General features: G+C 31.2%; 15 protein-coding genes. 2 read left to right on the top strand and 13 right to left on the bottom strand.

Going from position 1 to position 12036, the window contains the following annotated elements:
- Nucleotides 1-184 precede the first annotated feature (184 nt).
- Complete coding sequence (locus LQ189_RS08745; RefSeq protein WP_230155853.1) at nucleotides 185-694, top strand: TerB family tellurite resistance protein; 510 nt, start codon at nucleotides 185-187, stop codon at nucleotides 692-694.
- A gap of 72 nt (nucleotides 695-766) precedes the next feature.
- Here LQ189_RS08745 and LQ189_RS08740 read toward each other — a convergent pair whose 3' ends face one another.
- From LQ189_RS08740 to LQ189_RS08690, 11 genes are all read right to left on the bottom strand, one after another.
- Nucleotides 767-1366 carry a hypothetical protein gene (locus LQ189_RS08740; RefSeq protein WP_230155851.1) on the bottom strand — a complete coding sequence of 200 codons (600 nt, stop codon included), beginning with the start codon at nucleotides 1364-1366 and terminating at the stop codon, nucleotides 767-769.
- 73 nt (nucleotides 1367-1439) lie between these two features.
- Nucleotides 1440-2195, bottom strand: coding sequence for an OprD family outer membrane porin (locus tag LQ189_RS08735; RefSeq protein ID WP_230155849.1), 756 nt, complete (start codon nucleotides 2193-2195; stop codon nucleotides 1440-1442).
- 288 nt (nucleotides 2196-2483) lie between these two features.
- A complete protein-coding gene (locus LQ189_RS08730; protein WP_230155847.1) occupies nucleotides 2484-2981 on the bottom strand; it encodes a DUF6691 family protein in 498 nt (165 codons plus the stop codon).
- A 10-nt stretch (nucleotides 2982-2991) separates the two neighbouring features.
- Nucleotides 2992-3555 (bottom strand): YeeE/YedE family protein, encoded by a 564-nt coding sequence (locus LQ189_RS08725; RefSeq protein WP_230158649.1) that lies wholly within the window; start codon nucleotides 3553-3555, stop codon nucleotides 2992-2994.
- Between the two features lie 233 nt (nucleotides 3556-3788).
- A complete protein-coding gene (locus LQ189_RS08720) occupies nucleotides 3789-4010 on the bottom strand; it encodes a hypothetical protein (protein ID WP_230155845.1) in 222 nt (73 codons plus the stop codon).
- 49 nt (nucleotides 4011-4059) lie between these two features.
- Nucleotides 4060-4368 carry a DUF202 domain-containing protein gene (locus LQ189_RS08715; protein WP_230155843.1) on the bottom strand — a complete coding sequence of 103 codons (309 nt, stop codon included), beginning with the start codon at nucleotides 4366-4368 and terminating at the stop codon, nucleotides 4060-4062.
- 322 nt (nucleotides 4369-4690) lie between these two features.
- Entirely contained in the window at nucleotides 4691-4906 is a 216-nt protein-coding gene (locus LQ189_RS08710; RefSeq protein WP_230155842.1) for a hypothetical protein, read from the bottom strand.
- A gap of 82 nt (nucleotides 4907-4988) precedes the next feature.
- A complete protein-coding gene (locus LQ189_RS08705; protein ID WP_230155840.1) occupies nucleotides 4989-5306 on the bottom strand; it encodes a rhodanese-like domain-containing protein in 318 nt (105 codons plus the stop codon).
- A gap of 10 nt (nucleotides 5307-5316) precedes the next feature.
- On the bottom strand, nucleotides 5317-6717 hold the full coding sequence (locus tag LQ189_RS08700; protein ID WP_230155838.1) for a rhodanese-like domain-containing protein: 1401 nt from the start codon (nucleotides 6715-6717) through the stop codon (nucleotides 5317-5319).
- 84 nt (nucleotides 6718-6801) lie between these two features.
- On the bottom strand, nucleotides 6802-7470 hold the full coding sequence (locus tag LQ189_RS08695; RefSeq protein ID WP_230155836.1) for a carbonic anhydrase: 669 nt from the start codon (nucleotides 7468-7470) through the stop codon (nucleotides 6802-6804).
- 103 nt (nucleotides 7471-7573) lie between these two features.
- Complete coding sequence (locus LQ189_RS08690; protein WP_230155835.1) at nucleotides 7574-8371, bottom strand: sulfite exporter TauE/SafE family protein; 798 nt, start codon at nucleotides 8369-8371, stop codon at nucleotides 7574-7576.
- Between the two features lie 416 nt (nucleotides 8372-8787).
- Between LQ189_RS08690 and LQ189_RS08685 the strand changes: the two genes are divergently transcribed.
- Entirely contained in the window at nucleotides 8788-10032 is a 1245-nt protein-coding gene (locus tag LQ189_RS08685) for an acyloxyacyl hydrolase (protein ID WP_230155834.1), read from the top strand.
- 646 nt (nucleotides 10033-10678) lie between these two features.
- On the opposite strand, the gene LQ189_RS08680 is transcribed toward LQ189_RS08685, so the two are convergent.
- Entirely contained in the window at nucleotides 10679-11080 is a 402-nt protein-coding gene (locus LQ189_RS08680; RefSeq protein ID WP_230155833.1) for a hypothetical protein, read from the bottom strand.
- Nucleotides 11081-11394: 314 nt separating this feature from the next.
- On the bottom strand, nucleotides 11395-11865 hold the full coding sequence (locus LQ189_RS08675; protein WP_230155831.1) for a phage holin family protein: 471 nt from the start codon (nucleotides 11863-11865) through the stop codon (nucleotides 11395-11397).
- Nucleotides 11866-12036 lie beyond the last annotated feature (171 nt).

Below are 12036 nucleotides of genomic sequence, written 5' to 3'. Positions count from 1 at the left end.
TATGTTTGTTTTTATTTTTCTGATTACAAAGTTATTTAAAACATTCGTAGTGAATTAAAAATTCAATAGATAAAAATTATAGTTTAAATTAATATTTATATGCTAATATATAAAATGTTCCTCTTTTAACCTCAATTTTAGGCTGTTAAGTTTGTGTTAGTCTCTTGTTATTATGAATTTTTTTATGACATCAAAATATACACACACTCAAGATTGTTTTTATAAATGGTTAATTGTAAATTTAGCAAAAAATATTTTGGAAAACGACATTAATACTATGGGAGAAAATCCAATTCAATCTGAAGCTGAGGCTTGGTTAGGAATTTTATATACTTGTATAAAAGCGGATCATCATATATCTGAAGCCGAAAGAAAATCGCTATCAAGAATACTGTATTCTAAGGAAAAATTTAAGAATGTAGATTTTGGACCTTATTATGAAACTGCCATTGCATTTTATAAAGAGTTGGGACAGCTTAAATATATCAAAGCATGTTGTTCTTGGATAGAAACCGAAGATAAAGAAACCTTGTTTGCTCTAGCCTTAGATGTCTTGTTAGCTGACGGAACATTAGAAAAAGAAGAAAAAAGTCTTATTGAAATTTTATCCAATCATTTAGGTGTGAGCACCTCTATGTCTAGTAAAATTATAGAAGTTATGTTTTTAAAAAACAGAGGGAATATTAAAGTGTAGTTGTGGTTTAGCGCTAAATAAATGTTCTTTTTTTTAGTAATGAGACTACAGTCTTTATTATAAAACAAGGGCTTAAAAATTGAAGTTGACTATTAAATTGATATTACCCATGTTGGTCTTATTGAAAATAAAATTTTTATTGCCGTAATTTTCAACTAAATTGAATTTGTGTACATACAATATTTGCGCGTCAAAACCTTTTAACATTCCTTGAAATTGATAGCGAAAATCTACATTTGTTTGAACATAAGAAGGCAATCCGTATTTATTCAGGGCAACGTATTTTACATCTGGTAAATCAAAATATCCAACTGCTAGTTGCGATTTGAATCTCTTTTTAGGATTTGAATATTGTATTTTGGTCATTAAAGCGTGCACATCCCCAAAACCTTCATTTCGTTCTCTGGCCATAAAGGTGTAAAACGGGTCTCGACCCCATTCTCTGGGCATGAGATACCGACCTTTAGCCGTTATTCGGTTGTAGTTTAAAGTAAATTCTATTTTTTTATTTTGCCAACCTAATCTTCCTCCAAAGGTTTGAGAAGTACCATTTTTTTTGAAATAAGTTTTGCTTTGATCCTCATTTCCGCCAAAATTCAATGCATTTTGATAAATTGATTGAAAGCCAAAAAGCAGTTTAGAATTGGGATTCAAATCGTATTTATAATCCATTTGGAACAATGCAGAATTGAATATATCCTCAGCATATTGGTTCCATAAAAGTATCTTTAAATTTTTTATAGATTCATTTTGTAAACCAACAATATAAATTCCACTTTTGTCTAAATTTCCAGCATAATTTGATTTTGTTCCATCGGGATTGATGCCGGAGGGGTAAATGCCTATAGATTCCCAGGTCAAAATATTTCATGGTGCTTCGTGGTGAAATTCCATATAGGTAGCCCAGATTTATTTTAGTTTTCTTGATTTCGTTAAAATCAATCCAAATTCCATCCACTACGGTTGGGCGCATTCTTCCGTCTTGCAGATTTATAAAGGATGTATTGAGTAATTGTTTTCCAAGATTTATATTCGAATTTTTGAAATTGTATTTCACATGTAATTCCTCTAGTCGATTCAAATTGTTTTTGTTTGATGGATTTTGAATGTCAAAAAGCCCAATCTCGTATCTGTTTGATAAATTGGTCACAGGATCTTTTTTAGAAAAATCAGAAGAACCAATATTGAATATGTAATAACCGCTGACACCAAATTGAAAATTATGAAATTTTGCAGTTTCAAATTTCACGCCTCCACCAAGGGCATTGGCATAATAATCAGATAAGCCACTTTCATTATTAGTACTCATAAAAAAATAGCGGAAGTGACCATTGAAATTACCGTTTTTGAAAGCATTTAGAATTGAGGTAGAATCAACTTTTTCGTTATTTTTTTCTTTCCAAACCGTTGGCTTTTCTGAAATTTCCTGATGTTGTGCCACAGCATTATAGCTACTAAAAATAATACCGATTATAAGTAAACTATTGAAAAAATATTTCATTTGTAAGTCATTAAGTTTAGGCAAAACAATCTCAATAGATAGCGGCAATAGGTCTCCTAAATTGTACTGTTTCGTTTTCTAACATCCCTTTTTGTGGGTAGTAACATTTAGTGAAAAGAATTTTACCTCATTATCATGGAGCCAAGCAGTTTTATTGAGGAATTAAAAAACAAAACGACTGATAAAAGTCCTCACAAGAAAACAACAACTGCAAACAGATGTATCAATTTTTTTTTAAGAATGTAATAGATCGTTCTGCAGTTTCTTTCTTTGAAATCATAAAATATATTAATGAGGCAGTTTATCTCTAAAATATCCATAAACCCATGTTCCAACGATTGCAAAGAATAGGGTTACAATCATCACGGTGGCTCCCGTTCCAATTTGTGCAAACAACGGTCCTGGACAAGCTCCGGTTACTGCCCAACCCAACCCAAAGATAAGTCCACCATAAACCTGTCCTTTGTTGAATGTTTTGTCGTGGAACTCAATTTTTTCTCCATAAATGGTTTTGATATTGAATTTTTTTAGCAGGAAAACGGATATTATTCCCACAACAACTGCACTTCCAATTACGCCGTACATGTGAAAAGATTGGAAACGAAACATTTCCTGAATTCGGTACCAACTGATAATTTCTGCTTTGATGAAAACAATTCCAAACAAGATACCAATGACAAGATATTTTAAATTATGGTACCATTTGTTTTGCAATTGGCTTTCGTTAATACAAACGGTGTCTAGTGAACGTGTTTCGAAATCTGTATTTTGATCTTTTATATTCATAATTAGTAATTTAAAGTGAAAGAATAAATGGTAAAATAAGGTTTGCCATAATCAATCCGCCAATGAAGAAACAACATGTTGCAATTAATGATGGTATTTGTAAATTAGACAAACCAGAAATAGCGTGACCACTTGTGCAACCTCCTGCATAACGAGAACCAAAACCAATGAAAAAACCACCAACGACCATCATGAAAAATCCTTTGAGTGTAAACAAACTTTCCCACGAGAATAATTGTTCTGGCAACATTCCGTAAATTTCAGTTATGCCATAGCCTGCTAATTCGGTTTGTAGATTTCCATCAATGATAATCGGATTAGGATTTGACAAAAAGCTGTAAGCAAGTATGCCACCCAATAAAATACCGAAAACAAAAAACATATTCCAGATTTCTTTTTTCCAATCGTATTTGAAAAATTTGATGTTTGCTGGTAAGCACATGGCACAGGTATGACGTAATGAGGCGCTGATACCAAATGATTTGTTGCCAATGATTAACAAAGCTGGAACTGTAAGTCCAACTAATGGGCCTGCAATATACCACGGCCAAGGTTCTTTGATCAATTCTAAAATTTCCATAATTATATTTTTATGGTAACAAAGGTTGTAATTACAAATGAGTAGTTATGTTACTTTTGTCACACAAGGAAAAATTTATGCTAATAAATTCCATTTTTATTTTAGAACGCTGAAACACATGGATATATAAACCCTATAAATTTGATTTTTAGAGGGATAAGCTGAAAAGTAACATGTTTTTTTTAAATGATTTTTGAAATAATTTTTTTTCACTAAAAAAATGGTACTTAAACAGTAAAATAATTGGTAATGGCTTTTGTAATTCCAAATGCAATAATAAAAGATAGAATAGCCGTTTTTGAAGCAATACCAAATTCAATTTCAGCGAATTTTGGAATAATAGTTCGTTCCATTCCTATCATTCCACCAACAAACGCATTGACAATAACCAAAATGGTAAACTGTTTCCAATTTTCTTTCAGTCCAAGTTTGGTTTTGTTTGTTTTCAATTGAGGTGGATTTTTTTAGAAAAGAAATTTGGTGCTTTAAGAGTCACGATTATAATTTGTAATATTCTAATTGATAGTCACCAATGTGTTTTTTATTTTCTGTAATGGATTTTTTGTGCTTAAAATAGTTCACTGTTCCAAAAACAAAAATGATAAAGGAAGTAATAAAAAGTGCTATCTCAATTAGTAAACTATTTTCAATCATCAATAAATTTCTCAAGCTCAAACCTGCGATCAAAAAATACATTGACGTTCTCAAAAAGGAAAGAAAAGTAGATTGATTAGCCAAAGTAGTTCGTTGTAATGCTAATTTTTCTCTTAAAATTAAGTCTTTGTTTGCTGGTTTTATGTCTTCCATATTATTTTTTTCTTATTGATTTTAAAGGTAATTACAACTGTCTTTGATGGATATAAAAAGAAAAATTTAATACCATTTTTTCCAATGACTTTCAAATTTACCTATTTTAAAGCAATTTAAATGTTTAATTTTTTCTAGGTGATTTTGCAAACATATTAAAAATCAAACCTTCTATTAACCACCATATAAAGTGATATTTAAAGGTTTGGATGTTATGGCAAAAGTACGGAATCGCAACCTATGTTCGGATAATACAAATAGCTGACAATTGCTCAGAGAATCACACTAACAACTTTTTTGATGATTGCTTTTTTTAATACTATTAATTTTCCTTGCTGATTTTACTTTCTGATTTCGGAACAGCGCAACCATTTGAACCGCAAAAACTAGTATTTAATAGTGCCATTCCGGTAAATAAAATTCCGGGAAGCAGGAACAAATAATTTTTAGTATAAACAGCTTGAATCATCACAATAAGCCCTAAAATCATACGGATAACTCTGATGTAATTCCAATTGGTGTACATATTTTTAATCATATCTTGATATTTAAACAATTGTGTAGTTTAAAACAAAAAAACGGTTTTGTTTTAAACTACACAGATGTAAATTTTCTGAAGTCTATTTATGAATCATTTCGTTTACATCCTGCCAAGTTCCGCCATTGGTAACGTTTTTGAAACCATTTTGTTCCAAAATCATTTTGGCTTGACCACTGCGATTACCGCTTCGGCAGAAAACAATTATATGTTCTTTTCCTTTGAATTTTTCTAGTTGGCTTGCCACTTTATCCAAAGGAATATTGGCAGAGCCTTTTACGTTACCTTCAGCAAATTCTGCTGCTGTGCGAACATCTACAAGAAACGCACCTTCTTTTATTATTTTTTCCATTTGTGTGGTGTCTTTTTTTGAAAACATATTTTTAAAAATTGTGAACATAATTCTTTTTTTAGTATTCAATTGGATTGTTTTGGTTCACCCATTCATTCATTCCAGGACTATAATTAAGTACATTTTTATAACCATTTTTTGCCAATAAAGAATAGGCAATTGCCGCTCTATCTCCTCCTTGACAATGAATTAATACTTTTTTATCTTTACTTATTTTGTCTAGATTATTTACTAAAGTACCTACAAATACATTATCAGCTCCTTTTATATGACCAGCATTATATTCTGCAACACCTCGAAGATCAACCACCTGAACGTCTTTTTCTTGTTGTAAGGCTTTAAATTCTTCGATAGTAATCTGATTCACATTCTCCAAAGAACCGCCGTTTTCTTCCCATATTTTTGTAGAAGGAACATAACCTTGAATATTGTCTAGTCCTATTCTCATTAGTTTTCTGGTCAAATCATCCAATTGTGACTCATCGGCAAGCAAGATAAAAGGTTCTTCATACGTAAGGAACCATCCTGCCCAAGTAGCAAAGGAATTGTTCCCCTGAATGTTGATGCTTCCTGGAATAAATCCTTTAGAAAACTCTGCTTTATCTCTGGCATCAATTAATTTAGTTCCATTGGCTAAAGCCGCTGTTAATTCATTGTAATCCAATTGTTTTAATTTTGGAACAGCCGTAAGAAGCGGACGATTTACTTTATTAAGTTTTTTCATCATTGCAAAATACTTAGGTGGTTCTGGTTGGTCTTCCAATAAATATTTTACAAATCCAGCTTCATCATTTTTATGCTGAAAAGCCCAGTTTCTTACTTTTTCATAACCTACCGTTGTACTTGGTACAGCTCCTAATGCTTTTCCGCATGCAGAACCCGCTCCGTGGCCTGGCCAAACTTGAATGTATTCAGGTAATGCGTCAAATTTATTAATTGACTGATACATTTGCTTTGCGCCTGCATCTTGAGTTCCTTTTATTCCTGCTGCTTTTTCAAGTAAATCAGGTCTTCCTACATCTCCCACAAACACAAAATCACCGGTGAACAACATAACTGGTTCTTCGCTAGCAGGTATATCTGTCAACAAAAAGCTGATGCTCTCTGGAGTATGTCCAGGTGTGTGAACTACTTCTATTTTTAAATTTCCTACTTTTAGAACATCACCATCTTTTATATCAACATGCGGGAATTCATATTTCCAGTCAGGACCACCTTCTGCTGAAAGGTACATTTCTGCTCCTGTTAAAGCTGCTAATTCTCTAGAACCTGCAAGGAAATCAGCATGAATGTGTGTTTCTAAAATATGAGTAATTTTCATATTGTTTTGTTTGGCAATTTCAAGATAGGTGTCAACATCCCTTTTTGGATCTATAACTGCTGCTACTCCTGCTTTTTGACAGCCAATAAAATAACTTGCTTGAGCAAGACTCTTGTCGTAAATGTGTTGAAAATACATATTTTTATTTTTTTAAGATTCTAATTTATAGGACAAAATTAATGTATGAATTATTGAAATTTAGTGACTTATGTTACATAGCCCTTATAACCTAATTATTTGGCCTGTATGTACGTCATAACGCATAGAAATAATTTTAGTTTTGTGCTCTTTTACAATTGGATTTTCTTGAATCAGCCTATTTGAGTGTTCAATATTTGCATTGATGCAACCCAATATATTATCTTGTTTTGGAGTTTGTTTTTCAGCTTCTAATTCTTCTTTTTCCTCTGCAATAGTTTCAATTATGTCATCAATATGAGTTAGATGTTTTTTGTAACTTTTATTTTCATCATTGATATAAGCTTTAATAGCTCCGCATTCTGTGTGTCCTAAAATGACGATTAATTTTACATCCAGATGCTGAACTGCATATTCAATACTACCCATATCAATATCAGAAATCAAATTTCCCGCATTCCTGATTACAAATAAATCGCCAATTCCCTGATCGAACAGAATTTCAGGTGAAACTCTGCTGTCTGAGCAAGTGACTACAACAGCAAAAGGATGTTGTGCGTTTTGATTGTCTAAAATTGATTTTTTATTTTGATGCGGATGAATTGTTTTTTCTTCTAAAAAGCGCTTATTCCCCGAAACTAATTTTTCTAATGGAGACTGGTTTTTATTTTCATCCAAATTTCTTGTTTCAGTTTTATCAGATACACTTACAGTGAAAAGTATTAAGAAGGCAACTAAAATTATTTTTTTCATCCTACTATATTTTTTCTTTACATGAGCTGCACTAATTTCAATAGTTTAATTAAGACTTAAAACTTCGTAATTGTTAGTAAGAGAATTCCAAACGCTAACTTTGTTACTTCATAAAAAGCTCCTTTGTAATGATATAAATTCCCATGACTAAAACAAACCAACCAAAGGCAGGTTTCAGTTTATTCCCATCAATTTTTTTTGATAATGCTGTACCAATGAAAATTCCAACAATTGCAAATACAGAAATGGTAACTAGAAATTGCCAATTGATACTGTTTTCTTCACCTTCTCCAAAGAAACCAATCAATGATTTGGCAGCAATTATTACTAACGAAGTTCCAACGGCTTCTTTCATAGGAAGTTTACTTAAAATAACCAAAGCTGGAATAATCAGGAATCCACCTCCAGCTCCTACAAGCCCAGTGATAACGCCTACTAATGCTCCTTCAATAAGAATAATTGGGTAATTGAATTTTTGTTCCTCAGGTTGGTCACAAGGCATTTTTTTTTCTTTTTTTATCATGCTGTATGATGCAATAATCATGATTACAGCAAAAAGCAACATCAAAAAGAGATCCTTAGTGAGGATAAAATCGCCTACCGAAAAAATTTCTTTAGGAATTTTAGGAACTATCAAAGCTCGTGTAGTAAAAACTGCAACAATAGATGGAATTCCAAAAACCACTGCTGTTTTTATGTTTACCAAACCTTTTTTGAAATACCCAACACTACCCACGGCACTTGTCAAACCCACGATGAATAGGGAATAAGCTGTTGCAATAACAGGCTCAACAGCAAATAAATATACTAAAACGGGAACAGTAAGAATACTACCGCCGCCGCCAATGAGTCCTAATGCAACACCTATTAATATTGATGCAAAATATCCGAAATATTCCATAACTATAAATTTTATGATGCAAATATTATCCGTTTAAATTGCTGTTACAGTAACATTTATCACACAGCGAAATTTTTTTAAATCAAAGCAAAGATGTTAAAGCCTTTGAAAGAGCTTTTTAGTCTTGATAATCAATTGTTTAATGAGTTATATTTATTGATTTCTATTTTAAATTTTCACTTTTTCATATTTTAATTTTTTCTTTTTTTACTGATAAAAAAGGAACGGGTAACTTTAATTAGGAATAGATTTTTAAATTAAAATCTGCGAAAGTTGAATTTAATTTCATGTGATCATATAAAAAGACTTTGAAACTAAAATAAGATTTTATGGTAAGGTCATTCTTTTTATTATTTTTACCGCTTTTTTAAGGATAGCATTATGAGTATGCGCCTAATAATTTATTGTAGTAGAATATGGTTTCAAGGATAGTATTTTTATTTCTAATTTTTTCATTTTGGGTAGGTTACGCACAAGATATTGATTCAAATGGTAAGAAGGATCATCGTTTTATAGGACTTGGTTTTTCTATGGGTAAAACATTGCCATCAATAAGTATTTTTCCCGAGACTGAAAATCAAAAAGGTATTGATTTAACTTTTGGAAAAACCACCTATCAAAATAAAACATGGGCTAAATTCCTGAATTATCCCAAAACTGGAATTGCAGTCACGTACGCCGATTTTGGTAATCTTAAGCAAGTAGGATACAGTGTTGCCGTTTTACCTTTTTTAGATTTTGGAGTATTTCAAAGTTTTACAAATAGAGTTCGTTTTCAACTAGGACTTGGTGCTTCCTATCACAGTGTGATTTATGATAAGGTTACAAATCCAGGGAATTTTGGGGTTTCAACGCCTATTACTTGGGCATTTAGATCGTTTGTGTATTATGATGTAGCACAAACAAACCAAGTTGCTGTAAAATTAGGAGTGGGGGCAACACATTTTTCTAACGGACATACAAGATTGCCCAATCATGGTTTGAATTCGGTTTTGGCCACGCTTAAAACCGAATTTAAGTATTCTAAAAAAGAGCATATTGACTCGAACAAAATTATAGATGCTAGCCCGTCAATGACACATAATTATGTTTCAACACGTTTTGGTCTAGGGCAAAAAGTTTTGGCAAGAGGTTATAACTCGGTTAAAAACGTGTACACAGCATCATTTGCCATTGGAAAAATAAAAAATAAGACCTACAAATATGGTTTAGGTATGTATTACCGTTTTTATGATGATTATTATGATTTTATAAAAAGTAATGATGAGTTGTCAAAGAATCAATTTGCATACTTAAAAGAAAATCCATTTCACAACGCAACCACATTAGGAGCGTATGCTAATTTTGAAATTTTAATGAATCATTTTAGTGTCGAAACGGAATTGGGTGTGAATTTTTACAAACCTGCCTATAAATTAGATTGGTACTTAAACAACGGAAGTTCAAGCTCAGGACAATATATTGCACAAGATTTTGCGTCTAAAGCCAAGATAAAACAAGTAATTTCATCACGATTAGGTTTTAGATATTATGCCTTTTCTTCTCAAAAATCCCCGCAACACAACGTTTTTCTTGCAGCCAATATAAATGCTAATCTTGGGCAGGCAGATTTTACGGAGCTAAGTCTAGGTTATGTTCATACTTTTAAGCCTAAAAAGTAATTAGCATCAATAATAGTCTTGACATTTACATTTTTATTAAAGTCTTTAATGGCAGTATAGCGGGTACAATTGTTAATTATTAATTATTACGCAATTGTATAGTAGTTGTGTTAAGAGCTAATTCCAAATTATAAAATTATTTCAATTTCAATACGAGTAGTTGTTTTTGTTGCAATAAGACTAAAAAGGACAGCAACATAGTGCACAAACAATTTTTAAGGTTTGGATTTTATTGCTGTTGGAATAAATTTTAGAATTGTTGGGAAGTAAAAAAATAATCCGTAAATACCTTTTTATAAGGTTTTTACGGATTATTAAAGTGGAGTGAATTGGACTACAATCGAACACATAATACCGATATTGACGTTTTTTGAGAGCTTAAAAATATGAGTTAATTGCTTTATTTTTTATCACTTGAATTTTTGGAAGCTTTGACTTTGGCATAGTCAAGTGTCCAGACTTTTATTGTACCAATTTAAAACTGTATTTCATTATTAAAACCCATACTCTTTCTGGCTTTTTTGCTTTTGTGCCAGTTCTTATGTAAGTCTTTCTTCAATCAAATCTTTCCGGTACTCTTTTTTATAAAAAGTTAGTGTTAGATGTAGAGCAATTTTTATTCGTTTGAAAAGAATTTTTTGTCAATTTATTTTTTAAAAATTATTAAACCTTTTTCTACCCCGTCAGATTCCACAAAAGAACTATTTTCTTGATCAAATTGTATTGTAAAATCCGTTTGATAATCAAGAATTTCAAATTGTGATCCGTCACCGGTAAGAGTTATGCCTAAACATTCTTTTAAGGCATCTATTTCTTGGTCACAAATCAATTCGTTGCCGGACAAAAATAAGGTATAACTTTTTATTTCTCTACGACTTTCGGTCCTGAATGTTACTTTATAAATTTCTGCATCAAATAATGCCGAGGATGCTTCTCCATTCACAACAGTGAAAGAATTACTTAAATCTATTGTATTTTTTATTCTTTTTATCTTAAATATTCGCTCTAATAAATAGGGAGTGTTTTTAGTTGTTGATTTCAATTTCATGGGTTATGTTATTCGCTATAATTCGGTAAAAAAATGGCAATAGTTTAATCTCGAGTTATTTATTGTGAAAAATATTTATGAAGTTAATTTGTCTTTCTTGGGTAGAAAGCGGAATTAGGATAGAAGGCATAGGAATCGATAAGGTTATCTTTTCTCCACTATTTTTTTTATTTGATGATCTTAAAAAGTAAATTCAGTATGTGTTTTTATCTTTTTTATAAATGAATAAAACAACTGTTTTTTTTACAGTTGTTTTATTTATTTTGAAATTTGTATAAATTAGAACAGGTCCTATTCTATTGTGAGGTGTTGGTCTATTTGTCTACGTGGTATTTAGGGTCAAATGTAACCAAAAGTCTTTTAAATAGTTGTATTAGACCAGTTCTTATTGCTTTGAGTGTAAGAGTCATTGCGTCAAAATTCTCTACCTCTTTTTTTGTTTTTATAGCAATAATATTACTGATTATTGAAATGCCATCACTAACAATAAGTAAATCCATCACTATGGTTACAAACCATTTAAAGTTGTAATTGAGTCCTTTACTCATTAATGCCAAGGCTGTAGGTATTAGCAATACGGCTAACTTGGATACAAATCCTAAGACTAATTTTTTAAAACTAAATTGGTCATTTAATACTATGGTTTTGATTACTCCTAAAAAAGTATCCATTACCATTAAGTAAAACAATACTTTAACTATTCCCGTATCCATATCCAAGTACATAAAAATCCCGTAAAGCAATAATTTTATCTCATTTAAATATTCTGAAATTTTTTGCACCATTGATTTTTTTTAATTTTTATTGATTTTCTATTGTAACTTTTTTGATTAAGAGTCTATTTAAATTTTATTGTAAGCTTTCTTATTCTACTTTATAGCTACAACATCATTAATTTTTATGCAATAGCGCTGCTATTCTATATAAACTCACTTCGTTTAGCTCAAAAACATTAA

The sequence above is a fragment of the Flavobacterium sp. CECT 9288 genome (assembly GCF_918731615.1).
Classification (GTDB): Bacteria; Bacteroidota; Bacteroidia; order Flavobacteriales; family Flavobacteriaceae; genus Flavobacterium.
This window is presented reverse-complemented; position numbering and strand designations above follow the sequence as displayed.